This is a genomic window from Streptomyces harbinensis (assembly GCF_900116145.1).
GTDB lineage: Bacteria > Actinomycetota > Actinomycetes > Streptomycetales > Streptomycetaceae > Streptomyces > Streptomyces carpaticus.
Window position 1 is genome coordinate 709,134 of sequence record NZ_FPAB01000004.1, and the last position, 16,959, is coordinate 726,092.

Consider the following 16,959-nt stretch of genomic DNA (forward strand, 5'->3'; position numbering starts at 1 on the left):
TCCGGTACCGAGCACACGGACCGGAACGGATGCGAAAGAGGCTGAGCGAGCGCCGTGAACGAGTCGTGACCACCTCCCGCCCCGCCCGGCTGGCCGTGGGCGTCGTCGGCGCCGGACGGGTAGGACCCGTCCTGGCCGCCGCCCTCGCCCTGGCCGGCCACCGGCCGGTCGCCGCCTCCGGCGTCTCCGACGCCTCCCGGCGCCGCGCCGAGACCCTGCTGCCCGGGGTGCCGCTGGTCGAGCCCGCCCAGGTGCTGGCCCGCGCCGAACTGGTCCTGCTGACCGTCCCCGACGACGTCCTGCCCGGGCTCGTCGCCGGCCTGGCCGAGACCGGCGCGATCCGGCCGGGACAGCTCATCGCCCACGCCTCCGGCCGGTACGGCACCGCCGTTCTCGACCCGGCCACCCGGGCCGGCGGCCTGCCGCTGGCGCTGCACCCGGTGCTGACCTTCACCGGCACCCCGGTGGACGTCCAGCGGCTGGCCGGCTGCTCCTTCGGCGTCACCGCCCCCGAGGAGCTGCGGCTGGCGGCCGAGGCCCTGGTCATCGAGATGGGCGGCGAGCCCGAGTGGATCGCCGAGGCCGACCGTCCGCTGTACCACGCGGCACTGGCCCTCGGCGCCAACCACCTGGTCACCCTGGTCGCCCAGTCGCTGGAACTGCTGCGCGCCGCCGGTGTCTCCGCCCCGGACCGGATGCTCGGCCCGCTGCTGGGCGCCGCCCTGGACAACGCGCTGCGCTCCGGCGACGCCGCCCTCACCGGCCCGGTGGCGCGCGGCGACGCCGGTACGGTCGCCGCGCACCTGGCCGAGCTGCGGGCGCACGCCCCCGGCGCGCTGCCCGGCTATCTCGCGATGGCGCGCACCACCGCCGACCGGGCCCTGGACCACGGGCTGCTCCGCCCCGAGCTGGCGCAGGAACTCCTGGGCGTGCTGGCCGACGAGGCGGCGGACGAGGGAGAGAAGGACCGATGAGGATCGTGCACACCCCCGACGAGCTGGGCGCACCGTACGGTGCCGACCCGCCGCGCGCCGTCGTCCCCACCATGGGCGCGCTGCACGAGGGGCACGCGGCGAACATCCGGGCGGCCCGCGAGCTGCTGCCGCCGGACGGCCTGGTGATCGTCACCGTGTACGTCAACCCGCTCCAGTTCGGCGCGGGCGAGGACTTCGACCGCTACCCGCGCACCCTGGAGGACGACGCCCGGGTGGCGCGGGCCGCCGGCGCGGACCTGATCTTCGCGCCGTCCGACGCGCTGATGTACCCGGCGGGCGAGCCGCTGGTACGGCTGAGCGCCGGCCCGATGGGCGAGCCGCTGGAGGGCGCTTCCCGGCCCGGCCACTTCGACGGCGTGCTGACGGTGGTCGCCAAGCTGCTGCACCTGACGGCGCCGCGCTACGCGCTGTTCGGCGAGAAGGACGCGCAGCAACTGGCGCTGGTGCGCCGGATGGTCGCCGATCTGAACTTCCCGGTAAAGATCGTGGGCGTGCCCACGGTCCGCGAGGACGACGGCCTGGCGCTCTCCAGCCGCAACCGCTACCTCGGCGCGGCCGAGCGCCGCACCGCACTCGCGCTCTCCCGGGCGCTGTTCGCCGCCCGCGACCGGCTCTCCGCCGAGGCCGCGCTCGCCGGCCGCGCGGAGGCGGCGGCCGTCCCGCACGGCGACCGGGCGCGGCGGCTGGCTGCCCTGCACGAGGAACGCGCCTCCGCCGACGCCGCGGCCCTCGCCGCCGCGACCGCCACCCGGCCCGGCTCCGCCGCCTCGGCGCGCGCCGCCGCCCGTACCGTCCTCACCGAGGCGTCCCGGCTCACCCCGCCGCTGGAGCTGGACTACCTGGCCCTGGTCGACCCGGCCACCTTCCGTGAGGTCCCGGACAGCCACACCGGCGAGGCGATCATGGCGGTGGCGGCGAAGGTCGGCAGCACCCGGCTCATCGACAACACCCGCCTCACCCTGGGAGCGGCCGGATGACCCCCGCCGGCATAGCCGCCCCCGCCCCCGGTGCCCCCGGCGCCCTCGCCCTGCTCCCGGCCCCCGCCCCCGGCTGGCGGGTGACGGCCGACGTCGTCGTCGTGGGCTCGGGCGTCGCCGGGCTCACCGTCGCGCTGCGCTGCCACGCCGCCGGGCTGCGCAGCGTCATCGTCACCAAGGCCCGGCTCACCGACGGCTCCACCCGGTGGGCGCAGGGCGGCATCGCCGCCGCCCTGGGCGAGGGCGACACCCCCGCGCAGCACCGCGCCGACACCCTCACCGCCGGCGCCGGGCTGTGCGACGACGCCGCCGTCACCGCCATGGTCACCGAGGGCCCCGGCGCCGTCCGCCGGCTCATCGCCGAAGGCGCCCGCTTCGACACCGCGGGCGACGGCACCATCGCCCTCACCCGTGAGGGCGGCCACCACCGGCGGCGCATCGCCCACGCGGGCGGTGACGCCACCGGCGCCGAGATCTCCCGCGCGCTGCTCGCCGCCGTCCGCGCCGCCCGGATCGAGACCATCGAGAACGCCCTCGCCCTCGATCTCCTCAAGGACGCCGCCGGGCACGCCGCCGGCGTCACCCTGCACGTCATGGGGGAGGGCCGGCACGACGGCGTCGGCGCCGTGCACGCCCCCTCCGTGGTGCTCGCCACCGGCGGTATGGGCCAGATCTTCTCCGCCACCACCAACCCGGCCGTCTCCACCGGCGACGGCGTCGCCCTCGCGCTGCGCGCCGGCGCCGAGGTGTCCGATCTGGAGTTCGTGCAGTTCCACCCCACCGTGCTGTTCCTGGGGCCGGGCGCCGAGGGCCAGCAGCCGCTCATCTCCGAGGCGGTGCGCGGCGAGGGCGCGCACCTCGTCGACGCCGACGGTGTCCGGTTCATGACCGGGCAGCACGAACTGGGCGAGCTGGCCCCGCGCGACATCGTCGCCAAGGGCATCATGCGGCGGATGCGTGAGCGCGGCACCGACCACATGTACCTGGACGGGCGGCACTTCGGCGCCGCCATGTGGGAGCGCCGCTTCCCCACCATCCTGGCGGCCTGCCGGGCGCACGGCATCGACCCGGTCACCGCGACCATCCCGATCGCCCCGGCCGCCCACTACGCCTCCGGCGGGGTGCGCACCGATCTGCACGGGCACACCACCGTGCCCGGCCTGTACGCGTGCGGCGAGACCGCCTGCACCGGCGTGCACGGCGCCAACCGGCTCGCGTCCAACTCGCTCCTCGAAGGGCTGGTCTTCGCCGAGCGCATCGCGGCCCGCATCGCCGCCACCACCCCGCCCGGCACGGCGCCCGCGCCCGTCCCCGCGCCGCGCACCCACCCGCCGGTGCGGCTGCTGCCGCCCGAGGCCAGGGGCACCATCCAGCGCGTCATGACCGAGGGCGCCGGCGTGCTGCGGGACGCCGCCGGGCTCGCCGCCGCGGCGCGCGCCCTGGACGCGCTCGCCGGCGACCCGGCGGACACCGACCGCAAGCCGGCCGAGCCCGGCGCGGACACCTGGGAGACCGCTAATCTGCATCTGGTCGCCCGGGTCCTGGTGGCCGCGGCCGAGCGGCGCACCGAGACGCGGGGCTGCCACTGGCGCGAGGACTTCCCGGACCGGGACGACGCGCGCTGGCGGCGTCACCTCGTGCTCGCGCTGCGGCCGGGCGGCGACGGCCGTGATCCGCGGGTGCGCACCGAGGACCCCGACGGCCCCGGCGACCCCGCCCCCGGCGAGCCGACCGGGTCCGCCGGGCCACCCGCATCTTCCGCACACCCCGAGCACCCGTTCCGAGGAGAGACCCCGTGACCACCCCACCGCGCCGGCCGGCCCCCGTGGAGCTGACGCTGCTGCCCATCGGCTCCGCCCCGGGCGACGCCGCTCCCGGAGGCTGCGGCGACGGCTGCGGCTGCGGCGACGGCGGCGCGGGCCCCGCCCACGACCCCCTGGAGTGCGGCCTGGACCCCGATCTGGCCGCGCTGCTGGCCGAGGCGGGCCTGGACCCGGTCCTCGTCGAGGACATCGCCCACCTCACCATCGAGGAGGACCTGGACAACGGCGTGGACGTGACCACCGTGGCCACCGTCCCCGAGGACGCGGTCGCCACCGCCGACTTCACCGCCCGCGAGGCCGGTACGGTCGCCGGGCTGCGGATCGCCGAGGCGGTGCTGTCGGTGGTGTGCACGGACGAGTTCGAGGTCGAGCGGCACGCCGAGGACGGTGACCGGGTCGCGGCCGGGCAGGTCCTGCTGTCGGTGACCGCCCGCACCCGCGATCTGCTCACCGGCGAGCGCGGCGCGCTGAACCTGCTGTGCCGGCTGTCCGGCATCGCCACCGCCACCCGGGCCTGGGCGGACGTCCTGGAGGGCACCGCCACCCGGGTGCGCGACACCCGCAAGACCACCCCCGGGCTGCGCGCGCTGGAGAAGTACGCGGTGCGCTGCGGCGGCGGCGTCAACCACCGCATGTCGCTGTCGGACGCCGCGCTGGTGAAGGACAACCACGTGGTGGCGGCGGGCGGCGTCGGCGAGGCGTTCCGGCGGGTCCGCGAGGAGTTCCCCGGGGTGCCGATCGAGGTCGAGGTGGACCGGCTCGACCAGCTGGCCGAGGTGCTGGCGGAGGGCGCCGAGCTGATCCTGCTCGACAACTTCACCCCCGAGGAGACGGCGCGCGCCGTCGAGCTGACGGCCGGGCGCGCCACGCTGGAGTCCTCCGGCCGGCTCACGCTGGCAGGCGCGCCGGCGTACGCGGCCACCGGCGTCGACTACCTGGCGGTGGGGGCGCTCACCCACTCGGCGCCGATCCTGGACATCGGTCTGGACCTGCGCGCGGCCGAGGGGCGGGGCTGACGATGCTGCTCACCATCGACGTCGGCAACACCCACACGGTGCTCGGCCTGTTCGACGGCGAGGAGATCGTCGAGCACTGGCGGATCTCCACCGACGCCCGCCGCACCGCGGACGAGCTGGCGGTGCTGCTCCAGGGGCTGATGGGCATGCATCCGCTGCTGGGCGAGGAACTGGGCGACGGGATCGACGGGATCTGTGTGTGCTCCACCGTCCCCTCGGTGCTGCACGAGCTGCGCGAGGTGACCCGGCGCTACTACGGGGACATCCCGGCGGTGCTGGTGGAGCCGGGCGTCAAAACGGGGGTGCCGATCCTCACCGACAACCCCAAGGAGGTCGGCGCGGACCGCATCATCAACGCGGTGGCGGCGGTGGAGCTGTACGGCGGCCCGTGCATCGTGGTCGACTTCGGCACCGCCACGACGTACGACGCGGTCTCGGCGCGCGGGGAGTACGCGGGCGGCGCGATCGCGCCCGGGATCGAGATCTCGGTGGAGGCGCTGGGGCTGCGCGGCGCGCAACTGCGGAAGGTGGAGCTGGCCAGGCCCCGCCATGTGATCGGCAAGAACACCGTGGAGTCGATGCAGTCCGGCATCCTGTACGGCTTCGCCGGCCAGGTGGACGGCGTGGTGGAGCGGATGGCGCGGGAGCTGGCGGACGATCCCGACGATGTGACGGTGATCGCCACCGGCGGTCTGGCGCCGATGGTGCTGCGCGAGGCGACGGTGATCGACGAGCACGAGCCGTGGCTGACGCTGGTGGGGCTGCGGCTGGTGTACGAGCGGAACGTCGCGCGGTCCTGAGGCGGCCGGGCCCCGGGACGGGGCCGGGGACCGGGGGCGGTCGCCACGCCGTTTGGCAGACGAATAGCTGCACATTGTCTGTTAAGCACTTAATGTCGGAATATGTTCACGTCACAGGGTTCTCCCGTCTTCGCGAAGGCCGACGGCGACGAGCGCGGCACGGGCGAGAAGGAGCCGCGCCGCCCGGGGAAGGCCCCGTCCCCCGGGGCCAAGCCCAAGCGGCCCGTGCCGACGCCGGCCGAGGTCTTCCCGCCGCACCGGCGCAAGCCCGCCCCGCAGCAGCCGCCCGCCCCGGCCACCCGGCCCCCGGACAAGGACGGCGGCGAGGCGGGGCCGGGCCAGGGGTGACCGGCGGGTAGCGGGGCGGCGGGTCCAGGCCCCGTTCCGGCGGTGGGTAGTGTGGTGCCGCACGGACGAAGGAGGCCGCCACTCATGGACTACATCGCCGCTCTCTTCCCCCCCACGGTGATGGCTGTCGCCTTCATCGGCGTGATCGTGACCATGGTCAAGTCGCAGGGCGGGGCGAACAAGTACAAGGAAGACGCCGCGGTGGACGCGGCGCTCGCCGCCCGCTCCGCGGACACCGACGCGGGTGAGGCGCGGGCCACCGGCACGAGCTGAGTCAACATCCGGCGAAACGGACACATGCCGCGTTTTCCCGCGTCGCGGTTATTCTTCCGGTGTGCCTCGGCCATTGGGTGAACTGGAAGACGCGGTGATGACCCGCGTATGGGAGTGGAACCGTCCCGTCACGGTCCGGGAAGTTCTCGAAGATCTGCGCCAAGACCGTTCGATCGCCTATACGACGGTCATGACCGTCCTGGACAACCTGCATCAGAAGGGCTGGGTCCGCCGCGAACAGGAGGGGCGGGCCTATCGCTATGAGGCGGTCTCCACCCGCGCCGCTTACTCAGCGGCATTGATGAATGACGCCTGGTCCGAGTCCGACAACCCGGCGGCGGCCCTCGTCGCATTCTTCGGCATGATGTCGGCCGAGCAGACCGAGGCATTGCGGGACGCGCTGCGGGTCACCGCACTGGACGGATCGCGCGAGTCCCGTGAGCCGCCCCCCGGGCCGGAAGAGGGCCCTTCCCAGCGATAGCCTCCGTTCGTGTCAGACACAGCGGAAGCCAACGAAGCCAAGAACGGGCCGCACCCGGTAACGGAAGTCACCGTCCGCAGGGCCAGGACCACGGATGTGCCCGAGGTGCGCCGTCTCATCGATCTCTACGCGCGGGACCGCATCCTCCTCGACAAGGCGACCGTGACCCTTTACGAGGACATTCAGGAGTTCTGGGTGGCGGAACGCGACTCGGACGCCCGAGTGGTCGGCTGCGGCGCCCTCCACGTCATGTGGGAGGACCTGGCGGAGGTGCGGACGCTGGCCGTCGACCCGCAGCTGAAGGGCCATGCGGTCGGCCACCGGGTACTGGAGAAGTTGCTCCAGACGGCGCGCTGGCTCGGTGTTCGGCGCATTTTCTGTCTGACCTTCGAAGTGGAGTTCTTCACCCGTCACGGCTTCACGGAGATCGGTGATGCCCCGGTGGACGGGGATGTCTACAGCGAGCTGCTCCGTTCCAATGACGAGGGCGTGGCGGAGTTCCTCGGGCTGGAGCGAGTGAAGCCCAACACATTGGGTAACAGTCGGATGCTGTTGCATCTCTGATAGCAACACAGGGGCGGGGGTATGTCCGAATCGTCCCCCTGTGTCTTATGGAGTTGCCGGGTAATCAGGACTCGGGGTTTGTGTTTTCCCTGGAATGGCGGTTTGATTACACCGCAAGTATGTATGGGTATTCGGCGACTATGAATGAGGAGCAGCCCGGTGGCACAGAAGGTTCAGGTCCTTCTCCTCGATGACCTCAGCGGTGGCGAGGCGGAGGAGACCGTAACGTTCGCGCTTGACGGCAAGACTTACGAGATCGACCTCAACTCCGAAAACGCGGACAAGCTGCGTGACGCTCTTGAGCCCTACGTGAAGGCCGGCCGGCGTGCCGGGAGCGGCCGTGGCGGTCGCGGTCGCGGCCGTACCGCGGCTCCGGCGGGCGGCAGCGGGCAGGACACCGCGAAAATCCGCGCGTGGGCGAAGGAAAACGGATTCGACGTGAATGACCGGGGCCGTGTTCCCGCCAACATTCGCGAGGCTTACGAGAAGGCCGGCGCCTGATTCCGCGGCCGGGCGCCGGGGGCGGGACGCCCCCGGCCTGCGCTCAGTCGCCCCGCGGTGGGTGTTTCCCGGGCACGGCCCGGGCGAGCGCCCAGGCGGACCAAGCGCTTCCCTGACCTGGGGGGCCGCACACCTGTCGCGGCCCCCTGTGGTGTGTCCGCACCCCCCCGCGCCGTGCGTCCGCGGCGCCTCACCCCATCGGTGTCATGTCTTGAGCGGTGGCCCGCGCCGTGCGAAGGTTACGCACAGTCGGCGGACGGGCGCGTACCGTACCCGCTCCCGGCGGCCGACCGGGACGCGATCGAGAATTATCGCGTTCGCCTGTAGCGGATGTCCGTTGCCCCGGCGGCATGGAGTGTCAGTCTTGACGGGTAGGAATCCCACATGGTTGCCCATGACTGAAGGGGCGATTTCCGTAGGTCCGGGTGTGTTGCCCGGCGGCGTTCGCCGTCGGCGTACTCATCCGAGGTGCAAGAGCTTGGCCTGCGGGAACAACGTCTCGCACCATCGGGTTGGAACTGATGTCGCCTGTTCGGGACACGGGGCCGGGGACAGGAGCAGACAGTCGGAATGAGCGGTCCCCCGTTGCGGGACTAAGCTGCGGAAGGACAGGGAGGGGACCGACCCCTTTACTGCCTGACCGCTCTGAGGAGCGATTAACGATGTTCGAGAGGTTCACCGACCGTGCGCGGCGGGTTGTCGTCCTGGCTCAGGAAGAAGCCCGGATGCTCAACCACAACTACATCGGCACCGAGCACATCCTCCTGGGCCTGATCCACGAGGGTGAGGGTGTCGCCGCTAAGGCCCTGGAGAGCCTCGGGATCTCTCTGGAGGCGGTCCGCCAGCAGGTGGAGGAGATCATCGGCCAGGGCCAGCAGGCCCCCTCCGGCCACATCCCCTTCACCCCCCGGGCGAAGAAGGTCCTGGAGCTGTCGCTCCGCGAGGCCCTTCAGCTCGGCCACAACTACATCGGCACCGAGCACATCCTGCTCGGCCTGATCCGCGAGGGCGAGGGCGTCGCCGCCCAGGTCCTGGTGAAGCTGGGCGCCGATCTCAACCGGGTCCGGCAGCAGGTCATCCAGTTGCTGTCCGGCTACTCGGGCGGCAAGGAGGCGGCCACCGCGGGCGCCGGCCCCTCCGAGGGCACGCCGTCCACCTCCCTCGTCCTGGACCAGTTCGGCCGCAACCTCACGCAGGCCGCCCGGGAGACCAAGCTCGACCCCGTCATCGGGCGCGAGAAGGAAATCGAGCGGGTCATGCAGGTGCTGTCCCGCCGCACCAAGAACAACCCGGTCCTCATCGGCGAGCCCGGCGTCGGCAAGACCGCCGTCGTCGAGGGCCTGGCGCAGGCCATCGTCAAGGGCGAGGTGCCCGAGACCCTCAAGGACAAGCACCTCTACACCCTGGACCTGGGCGCGCTGGTCGCCGGCTCCCGCTACCGCGGTGACTTCGAGGAGCGCCTGAAGAAGGTGCTCAAGGAGATCCGCACCCGGGGCGACATCATCCTGTTCATCGACGAGCTGCACACCCTGGTCGGCGCGGGCGCCGCCGAGGGCGCCATCGACGCGGCGAGCATCCTCAAGCCGATGCTGGCCCGCGGCGAGCTGCAGACCATCGGTGCGACCACCCTGGACGAGTACCGCAAGTACCTGGAGAAGGACGCGGCCCTGGAGCGCCGCTTCCAGCCCATCCAGGTCGCCGAGCCGTCCCTGCCGCACACCATCGAGATCCTCAAGGGCCTGCGCGACCGGTACGAGGCGCACCACCGCGTCTCCATCACCGACTCCGCGCTGGTGGCCGCGGCCCAGCTGGCCGACCGGTACATCTCGGACCGCTTCCTGCCGGACAAGGCGATCGACCTGATCGACGAGGCCGGCTCCCGGATGCGCATCCGCCGGATGACCGCGCCGCCGGACCTGCGCGAATTCGACGAGAAGATCGCGAACGTGCGCCGGGAGAAGGAGTCCGCGATCGATTCGCAGGACTTCGAGAAGGCCGCGTCCCTGCGGGACGACGAAAAGCAGCTCCTGACCGCCAAGGCACAGCGCGAGAAGGAATGGAAGTCCGGCGACATGGATGTCGTCGCCGAGGTCGACGAAGAACTCATCGCCGAGGTGCTGGCGGCTTCCACCGGTATTCCGGTCTTCAAGCTGACCGAGGAGGAGTCCTCGCGGCTGCTGCGCATGGAGGACGAACTCCACAAGCGCGTCATCGGGCAGGAGGACGCCATCAAGGCGCTCTCCCAGGCCATTCGCCGTACCCGGGCGGGCCTGAAGGACCCGAAGCGCCCCGGTGGCTCGTTCATCTTCGCCGGCCCGTCCGGTGTGGGTAAGACGGAGCTGTCCAAGACGCTGGCCGAATTCCTGTTCGGCGACGAGGACGCGCTGATCGCTCTCGACATGTCGGAGTTCGGCGAGAAGCACACCGTCTCGCGGCTCTTCGGCTCCCCGCCCGGATACGTGGGCTACGAAGAGGGCGGCCAGCTGACGGAGAAGGTGCGGCGCAAGCCGTTCTCGGTGGTCCTTTTCGACGAGGTCGAGAAGGCGCACCCGGACATCTTCAACTCGCTGCTCCAGATCCTGGAGGACGGTCGCCTGACCGACTCCCAGGGCCGGGTCGTCGACTTCAAGAACACGGTCATCATCATGACGACCAACCTGGGCACGCGGGACATCTCCAAGGGCTTCAACATGGGCTTCGCCGTGGCCGGCGACGTCGCCACCGGGTACGACCGGATGAAGGCCAAGGTCAACGACGAGCTGAAGCAGCACTTCCGCCCGGAGTTCCTGAACCGTGTCGACGACACGGTGGTCTTCCACCAGCTCACCCAGGACGACATCATCCAGATCGTGGACCTGATGATCGCCCAGGTGGACGAGCGGCTGAAGGACCGCGACATGGGCATCGAGCTGTCGACGGACGCCAAGCAGTTCCTGGCGAAGCGCGGCTACGACCCGGTGCTGGGCGCGCGTCCGCTGCGCCGGACGATCCAGCGCGACGTCGAGGACGTCCTGTCGGAGAAGATCCTCTTCGGCGAGCTGCGTCCGGGCCACATCGTGGTGGTGGACACGGAGGGTGAAGGCGCGGACAAGAAGTTCACCTTCCGGGGCGAGGAGAAGTCCTCGCTCCCCGACACCCCCCCGGTGGAACAGGCCGCGAAGGGCGGCCCGAACCTCTCCAAGGAGAGCTGACCCGCCGCCGAGCCGTACGCCGAGGCCCCCACGACCCGCAAGGGTCGTGGGGGCCTCGGCGCGTTCAGTAGCGGGGTGGGGGATCGCGGTGGACGGTGATGTGGGAGGGGAGCTGATCGAGGCCGGTCACGTGGGGGACGCCGTCGAGGTCCACGAGCTCGAGGTGTCGCAGGAGGGGGAGGGCAGTGAGCGGTGTCAGGTCCAGAGGCTGCGTGGTGGCTCCGCCCAGATGAAGGCTTTCGACTGCGGGAAAGCGTTCCACGAGGGCGCTGAGCCGGGTCTTCTCTCCGACCGGGCGGACGACCAGGCAATTGACTCGCGGAAAGGACACAGCCGTTTGGCACAGCTCGGCGAGCGTCGGGGGACCGAGGTGCAGTTGAGCGAGCTCGGGCAGGTTCGCGACGGCCTGCCAGCCGGCAGGTCCGACGGCCGCGTCCAGGTCTCCGAGGTACAGGATATACAGCATCGGCCAGGCGCTGATCCGGGTGAGATCGGTGATCCCCCGAGGCAGTGACAGGCGGGTGAGCGGCGCCTGCAGTGGAAGCCCGGTCAGGTCACGGTCGATGGTTCCTTCTCCCAGGGAGAGGAAGGAGAGGTCCGGCAGTTCGCCGAGCCAGGCCAGTTGGTTGACGCGGCCCTCTCCCCTGAGGAACAGATCGGTGAGCGGCAGTCCGGCGAGCTGGGAGAGGTCGGCGTGCTCGTACGGGCCGGTCACGATCAGCTCGCGGAGGTCCGGGAGTCCGCGGAGGAAGCCGAGACCACCGAGTCGCTCACCCAAGTGCAGCACCAACTCGGTGACGCTCTTCCCGGCGAGCGCCTGGGTGATCTCGGCGGCGGAGAAGTCGCCGCGCAGCGAGTAGTACGGGTGGTCGGGAAGGGTTGCCAGGATCTCCAGCTGGCGGGCGGTGGACGCGGTGAGACGGAAGCGTCCTCCCATGGAGAGCCGGGCCAGTACCTCCTTCCCATAGCGCTCGGCGTTGAAGCTGTTCCATTCCGAGGCGAGCCAGCTCCGTACCGAGGCGTAGGGGTGCTGGCAGTAGGGCACCAGCCGGGGGATCGCGGCGTCCGTACCGATGCGGGTGGCTGTGGCGACGACGAAGCGTGCCTCATTCTCCGTGAGGCCGTCGGGGCCGGGCAGCAGTTCCAGCACCACGGGGCCGGTCTCCACCAGCCGGTCGGATTCGGAGCGGGTCCGGGGCGGGAGGAGAGCGGCGGCGCGGTGTTCGATCTCCTCCCGGACCGCCGGGTCGAGCTGGGTGGCCTGTTCCAGGCAGGCCATGGCCAGCAGGTGGAGCCGGACGCGCTGCTCGTCGTCCTCGTCCCCGCGCTTGATCAGGTCGCGGAGGAGTGTGGCGCGCTCGTCGGGGCGGGCGTGGGCCACGGCCATGCGGAGGACGTCTTCCCACTGGTCCAGGTGGGCGTTGCCGACCAGCATGCCGACGTCCCGCTCTTCCACCGCCTCGCGGGCGCCGAGGTAGTCCTGGAAGGTGCGGTGGACGAAGTCGATGGCGCCGGGGCCCGGCTCGCGCAGCAGGCCGGAGCGGTTCACGAGGTGGCGGAGGATCTGCTCGGGGGTGCCCTGTTCCGCGACGTGGGGCATGGACGGGAGCACCCGGGTGATCAGGCCGAGGGCGACGCCGGTGTCGAGTTCGGAGCGGCCGTTCCTGATCAGCCAGTAGGCGAGTTTCTGGAGCAGCAGCCCGGTCGATTCGGCGTCCAGTTCGACGCTGGTCCGGTCGATGCCGCGTTCCCGGTCGCGCCGTTCCAGCAGCATCAGCAGGGCCGCGTCGTACAGGCTCTTGCGGCCGTGCGGGAGGTAGCCGCGGCGTTCGCGGTGCAGGGCGCAGATCAGTCCGCACATCAGGGGGTTGGTGGCGAGGCGGCCGAGGTCGGCCTTGGTGCGCAGGGCCGTCAGCAGCTTCTCTTCGAGGGCCGGGTCCGCCCCGGCCGCCCGGTGCCAGCGGTGGACGAACGCCGCCACGTCCTCCCGGCTCATCCGCGTCAGCGCCAGGTCCGTGAAGCCCTCGCCCGCCAGCCAGTCGTCGCGGACGGCGGAGGGGCGGGAGGTGACCAGCCACAGGTTGCCGGGGTAGGCATCCAGCAGGTCGCGCAGCCAGCGGCGGGCGGGCTCCCGCTCCTCTTCCGGGATCTCGTCGATGCCGTCGATGAGCAGCAGCCCGCGCCGGGCGGTCAGCACCCGGTCGGTCCAGCCGGCCGGCTGGGCGGCGTGGAAGGGGCAGCCGACCGCCGACAGGAAGGCGTCGGGGGAGGGCAGGTCCCTGCCGCCCCGGGTGAGGGTGCGTAGCGGCAGCACGAAGGGGATGCGGCCCAGCAGGTGGGTCATGCCGTCCGCCGCCTCCTGGCGGGCGGTGGTGAGGGCGAGCCACTGGACCAGGGTGGTCTTGCCCGACCCGGCCTCGCCGCGCAGCAGGACCCGTTCCCGGCCGGCCAGGGCCCGTTCGGCGGGCTGCGGTGGGTTGGGGGCGGGGGCCGGGTCGGGTTCGCCGGGGAAGTGGTGGGTGCCGGTGTCGCGTTCCGTGGTGCGCAGGCTCAGGTAGGCGGCGTCCAGGGGCCACTCCCCGCTCTGGTAGAGGTCCAGGCCGTAGATGGTGAGGTGGTTGTGCTTGTCGAGGATGTATGCCGCGTACCGCTGCTCGAAGGCCGTGTCGGCCGCCGACCGGGCCGGGATGCGTTCCGTCAGGAGGTCGACGGTGCGGATCAGCCGGTCCAGGTCGCGGCTCTGTTCGGTGAGGGTGCGGGCGACGAAGGTGGAGCGCTGGGTGAAGAAGTTCAGGATGTGGAGGCAGACGGCGCCGAGGAGGGCTTCGTAGCGGGCTTCGGCCGCCGCTGAAAGGTCGCCGGGGTGGGTGAGGCGGGCGGCGAGACCTTGCGGGCCCAGCCGGACGGCCTGGACGTCGTCCATGTCCAGCTCGCCGAGGTCGCGGAGTGATCGGGTAAGGGCATCGGTCAGTTCCTCCTGTACGTCGGGGGTGGGGGCCTCGTGCGGGCCCGCGGCGGTGGCCGCGCGGGCGACGAGTTCGCGGGTGAGCTTGCGCAGCTCGCGCTCACCCAGGGTGCGGGTCTCGCCGCGGAACGACACCAGCGCCGTGATGCGTACCGGCTTGTCGGTCAGTCCGGCGCCCGGGCCGTCCCGGTGGAAGAGTTTCTTGATCAGCGGTGCGATGGCGCTCGATGCGAGTCGGAGCCCGCCCCCGGTCGGATCCATGGTCGGGATCGTAGGTGTTCGGCTCGCATCGCGTGAGAGGGCGTTTCATCATGGAGGGAAGGGAGTACGAGGAGGTGGACAGCGGTGGCCACACAGCACACGATGTGGGCCGAGTACGTCGACCCCGACGAGCCCGGGGACGTGAAGTGGTGGCACATGGTGCGTGAGGGGGACGGGAACATCGCCATGTGCGGCAAGGAGATGGCGTCCGGCGCCCGGACCATGACGGACCGCAGGTGGGGGAACACCGAGGAGCCGTCCTGCCACACCTGCGGGGCGATGTATCTGCGGGAAGTGCCCTACCGCACGGTCGCCTGAGGGCGGGCCGGCGGGAGTGTCGGTGCCCTGAGGCAGACTGAGGGGCATGAGCGACACACCGGGCGCGGTGCCCGGCCCGGACGGGCTGTTGCGCTGTCCCTGGGGGGCCGGTCCCGAGGACTACCGCGCGTATCACGACACCGAGTGGGGCCGGGTGGTGCGCGGGGACGACGCGCTGTTCGAGCGGCTGTCGCTGGAGGCGTTCCAGTCGGGTCTTTCCTGGCTGACGATCCTGCGGCGCCGAGAGGGGTTTCGCAGCGCCTTCGCCGGGTTCCGCATCGCGAAGGTCGCGGCGTACACGGCGGAGGACGCGGCGCGGCTGCTCGCCGATCCGGGGATCATCCGCAACCGGATGAAGATCGACGCCACGCTGCACAACGCCCGGGTGCTGGCCGGCTGGCGCGAGGGGGAGCTGACGGAGCTGATCTGGTCGCACGCGCCCGAGGCACAGGGCCGTCGCGCACCCGTGGGGCACGGGGACATCCCGGCCACGACGGCCGAGTCGACGGCCCTGGCCAAGGACCTCAAGAAGCGCGGCATCCGCTTCGTCGGGCCGACCACGGCGTACGCGCTGATGCAGGCGTGCGGTCTGGTCAACGATCACCTGGCGGACTGCCGGTTCCGCTGACCGGTGGGCGGCCGGCCGGCCGGGATGGCTACGGAGCGGCCTTCAGAGCGATCCCGCCGGTCTTGATCCGGGCGAGTAAGGCCCGGGTGGCGGCGCGGGACGCGGTGAGGGTGACGGCCGGGACGTCGCTCTCCCGGAGGCAGACACCGGTGTGGGTGGTGGTGGCGGCCAGTTCGACGCAGGAGCCGTTGCCTCCCGAGCCGCTGAAGCTGGACTTCTGCCAGACCAGATGACGCATGATGACCTTTCTGCGGGGGGAACCGCTGGTACTGAGGGGACGGATGGGGCCGGGCGGCCCCGAACGTCCTTTCCCCGCCCGGCTTTCCGCTTAACGCGACCCAGGTCACGTCACGCGCGCCGCCCAGGTCACCCGCCGACCGGCGTCAGCCGCCCGGTGCCCGCCTCGACGGTCTCGGCCGCCGCCAGGCACAGGTCCTCGCGCCAGGCGCCGCCGATCAGCTGGACGCCGAGCGGCAGCCCGTCGCGTACCCCGGTGGGCACGGCCACCGCCGGGACGCCCACCAGGCTGACGGCCGCGCACAGCCGCATGGCCTCGGTCACCCGCCGGTGGCCCTCTGGGCCGGAGGATTCGAGCCCCGGTTCGATCGGCGGTTCGGTGAACACCGGGCCGAGCAGCAGCGGGTACGTGTCGAGGAACCGCGCCCACGCCCGCTGGACGGTGAGCCGGACGGCTGTCGCCCGCAGATAGCCGCCGAGGTCGCCGCCGGTGGCGCGGTCCATCGACATCTCGATGTACGCGCGGCTCCCGGCCGGCACGATCGGCCCGATGTGGGGCCAGGCCAGCGCGAACTCCGTCATCACCAGCGTCGCGTACGTCTCCAGCGCCTCCTCCAGACGCGGGACGTCCGGCACCTCCACCACCTCGTGGCCGGCGTCCGCGAGCCGGTCGGCGGCGGTGCGGACCGCGTCCCGTACGTGCGGGTGGACGCCGAGGCCGCCGGGGTCGGTCACCACGGCGACCTTCGCGGGTGGTGCGGCGGCGGAGTCGGGCGGGTACAGCGGGACGGGCGCGGTGCGCGGGTCGCGGGGGTCGGGTCCTGCCAGCGCCTCGTAGGCGAGCCGCAGATCGCCGACGGTGCGGGCCAGGGGGCCGTCCACCGGGATGAGCTGGGAGGCGAGGGTGGGGTCGTCCTCGCCCAGCCGGTGGTCGGCGGCGAAGCGGCCGGCGGTCGGTTTGAGGGCGGTGACGCCGCAGAAGGAGGCCGGGATGCGGACGGAGCCGCCGGAGTCGTTGCCCAGGCCGAGCGGCGCCATGCCGGTGGCCACGGCGGCGCCGTCGCCACCGCTGGTGCCGCCGGGGGTGCGGGTGCGGTCCCAGGGGTTGCGGGTGTCGCCGAACAGTTCGCTGCGGCTGTGCACCCCGCCGAGGGCCAGGTCGGGCATGTTGCTGTGGCCGATGGGGATGGCGCCCGCGGCGCGCAGCCGGGCCACGGGCGGGGCGTCGGCGGGGGCGGTGAAGTCCTTGAAGCGGGCGATGCCGTGCGTGGTGGGGACGCCGCCGATGGCCAGGTTCTCTTTGACGGTGAACGGGACGCCGGCGAGCGGGCCGAGGTCCTCGCCGGCCGCCCGGCGCCGGTCGAGGTCGCGGGCCTGGGCGCGGGCCCGGTCGGCGAGGAGCTGGGTGACGGCGCCCACGGCCGGGTTGGTCGCGGCGATGCGCTCCAGATGGCTGTCGACGACCTCGGCCGCGCCGATGTCGCCGCATGCGACGGCGCGGCCCAGCTCGGCGGCGGTGCGGGCCCACAGCGGTTCGGTGGTGTCCATGGCGGTGCGGGATCCTTCCGTGCTCGTTCCGAT

At 72.2% G+C, this 16,959-nt stretch carries 16 protein-coding genes; 13 read left to right on the top strand and 3 right to left on the bottom strand.

What is annotated here, in order from left to right:
- Positions 1-29: 29 nt before the first annotated feature.
- The 11 genes from BM385_RS14735 (at position 30) to BM385_RS14785 (ending at position 10,969) form a co-directional block, all read left to right on the top strand.
- Complete coding sequence (locus BM385_RS14735; protein ID WP_051131246.1) at positions 30-974, top strand: Rossmann-like and DUF2520 domain-containing protein; 945 nt, start codon at positions 30-32, stop codon at positions 972-974.
- Complete coding sequence (gene panC, locus BM385_RS14740; RefSeq protein ID WP_093843302.1) at positions 971-1,972, top strand: pantoate--beta-alanine ligase; 1,002 nt, start codon at positions 971-973, stop codon at positions 1,970-1,972. Before BM385_RS14735 ends, panC begins: the two co-directional genes overlap by 4 nt.
- The gene (locus tag BM385_RS14745; RefSeq protein WP_093843303.1) at positions 1,969-3,771 is read left to right on the top strand and encodes an L-aspartate oxidase; all 1,803 of its coding nucleotides are present in this window, start codon (positions 1,969-1,971) and stop codon (positions 3,769-3,771) included. The genes panC and BM385_RS14745 overlap by 4 nt, the downstream gene beginning before the upstream one ends.
- Entirely contained in the window at positions 3,768-4,811 is a 1,044-nt protein-coding gene (nadC, locus tag BM385_RS14750; protein ID WP_175542989.1) for a carboxylating nicotinate-nucleotide diphosphorylase, read from the top strand. The genes BM385_RS14745 and nadC overlap by 4 nt, the downstream gene beginning before the upstream one ends.
- Positions 4,812-4,813: 2 nt before the next feature.
- Complete coding sequence (locus tag BM385_RS14755; RefSeq protein ID WP_019436151.1) at positions 4,814-5,611, top strand: type III pantothenate kinase; 798 nt, start codon at positions 4,814-4,816, stop codon at positions 5,609-5,611.
- A gap of 102 nt (positions 5,612-5,713) precedes the next feature.
- On the top strand, positions 5,714-5,959 hold the full coding sequence (locus BM385_RS14760; RefSeq protein WP_019436150.1) for a hypothetical protein: 246 nt from the start codon (positions 5,714-5,716) through the stop codon (positions 5,957-5,959).
- Between the two features lie 84 nt (positions 5,960-6,043).
- The gene (locus tag BM385_RS14765) at positions 6,044-6,232 is read left to right on the top strand and encodes a hypothetical protein (protein ID WP_093843305.1); all 189 of its coding nucleotides are present in this window, start codon (positions 6,044-6,046) and stop codon (positions 6,230-6,232) included.
- A 61-nt stretch (positions 6,233-6,293) separates the two neighbouring features.
- The gene (locus BM385_RS14770; protein ID WP_247482240.1) at positions 6,294-6,713 is read left to right on the top strand and encodes a BlaI/MecI/CopY family transcriptional regulator; all 420 of its coding nucleotides are present in this window, start codon (positions 6,294-6,296) and stop codon (positions 6,711-6,713) included.
- Between the two features lie 9 nt (positions 6,714-6,722).
- Positions 6,723-7,277 carry an amino-acid N-acetyltransferase gene (locus tag BM385_RS14775; RefSeq protein ID WP_078576467.1) on the top strand — a complete coding sequence of 185 codons (555 nt, stop codon included), beginning with the start codon at positions 6,723-6,725 and terminating at the stop codon, positions 7,275-7,277.
- A 159-nt stretch (positions 7,278-7,436) separates the two neighbouring features.
- Complete coding sequence (locus BM385_RS14780) at positions 7,437-7,778, top strand: histone-like nucleoid-structuring protein Lsr2 (RefSeq protein WP_019436146.1); 342 nt, start codon at positions 7,437-7,439, stop codon at positions 7,776-7,778.
- Positions 7,779-8,440: 662 nt separating this feature from the next.
- Positions 8,441-10,969 (top strand): ATP-dependent Clp protease ATP-binding subunit, encoded by a 2,529-nt coding sequence (locus tag BM385_RS14785; RefSeq protein WP_019436145.1) that lies wholly within the window; start codon positions 8,441-8,443, stop codon positions 10,967-10,969.
- A gap of 64 nt (positions 10,970-11,033) precedes the next feature.
- Here BM385_RS14785 and BM385_RS14790 read toward each other — a convergent pair whose 3' ends face one another.
- Complete coding sequence (locus tag BM385_RS14790) at positions 11,034-14,195, bottom strand: NACHT domain-containing protein (protein WP_093843307.1); 3,162 nt, start codon at positions 14,193-14,195, stop codon at positions 11,034-11,036.
- 84 nt (positions 14,196-14,279) lie between these two features.
- Between BM385_RS14790 and BM385_RS14795 the strand changes: the two genes are divergently transcribed.
- Both BM385_RS14795 and BM385_RS14800 read left to right on the top strand, forming a co-directional pair.
- The gene (locus BM385_RS14795) at positions 14,280-14,513 is read left to right on the top strand and encodes a hypothetical protein (protein ID WP_019436143.1); all 234 of its coding nucleotides are present in this window, start codon (positions 14,280-14,282) and stop codon (positions 14,511-14,513) included.
- 46 nt (positions 14,514-14,559) lie between these two features.
- Positions 14,560-15,141 (top strand): DNA-3-methyladenine glycosylase I, encoded by a 582-nt coding sequence (locus BM385_RS14800; protein ID WP_019436142.1) that lies wholly within the window; start codon positions 14,560-14,562, stop codon positions 15,139-15,141.
- A 28-nt stretch (positions 15,142-15,169) separates the two neighbouring features.
- Here BM385_RS14800 and BM385_RS14805 read toward each other — a convergent pair whose 3' ends face one another.
- Entirely contained in the window at positions 15,170-15,379 is a 210-nt protein-coding gene (locus tag BM385_RS14805) for a DUF397 domain-containing protein (RefSeq protein ID WP_093843308.1), read from the bottom strand.
- Positions 15,380-15,507: 128 nt separating this feature from the next.
- Positions 15,508-16,926, bottom strand: coding sequence for an amidase (locus BM385_RS14810; protein ID WP_093843309.1), 1,419 nt, complete (start codon positions 16,924-16,926; stop codon positions 15,508-15,510).
- Positions 16,927-16,959 lie beyond the last annotated feature (33 nt).

What these genes read in the sequence shown, in the direction of transcription:
- BM385_RS14735 (WP_051131246.1), top strand. Translation starts at nt 30, where the DNA reads ATGCGAAAGAGGCTGAGCGAGCGCCGTGAACGAGTCGTGACCACCTCC.
- panC (WP_093843302.1), top strand. Translation starts at nt 971, where the DNA reads ATGAGGATCGTGCACACCCCCGACGAGCTGGGCGCACCGTACGGTGCC.
- BM385_RS14745 (WP_093843303.1), top strand. Translation starts at nt 1,969, where the DNA reads ATGACCCCCGCCGGCATAGCCGCCCCCGCCCCCGGTGCCCCCGGCGCC.
- BM385_RS14755 (WP_019436151.1), top strand. Translation starts at nt 4,814, where the DNA reads ATGCTGCTCACCATCGACGTCGGCAACACCCACACGGTGCTCGGCCTG.
- BM385_RS14760 (WP_019436150.1), top strand. Translation starts at nt 5,714, where the DNA reads ATGTTCACGTCACAGGGTTCTCCCGTCTTCGCGAAGGCCGACGGCGAC.
- BM385_RS14765 (WP_093843305.1), top strand. Translation starts at nt 6,044, where the DNA reads ATGGACTACATCGCCGCTCTCTTCCCCCCCACGGTGATGGCTGTCGCC.
- BM385_RS14785 (WP_019436145.1), top strand. Translation starts at nt 8,441, where the DNA reads ATGTTCGAGAGGTTCACCGACCGTGCGCGGCGGGTTGTCGTCCTGGCT.
- BM385_RS14790 (WP_093843307.1), bottom strand. Translation starts at nt 14,195, where the DNA reads ATGGATCCGACCGGGGGCGGGCTCCGACTCGCATCGAGCGCCATCGCA.
- BM385_RS14800 (WP_019436142.1), top strand. Translation starts at nt 14,560, where the DNA reads ATGAGCGACACACCGGGCGCGGTGCCCGGCCCGGACGGGCTGTTGCGC.
- BM385_RS14805 (WP_093843308.1), bottom strand. Translation starts at nt 15,379, where the DNA reads ATGCGTCATCTGGTCTGGCAGAAGTCCAGCTTCAGCGGCTCGGGAGGC.
- BM385_RS14810 (WP_093843309.1), bottom strand. Translation starts at nt 16,926, where the DNA reads ATGGACACCACCGAACCGCTGTGGGCCCGCACCGCCGCCGAGCTGGGC.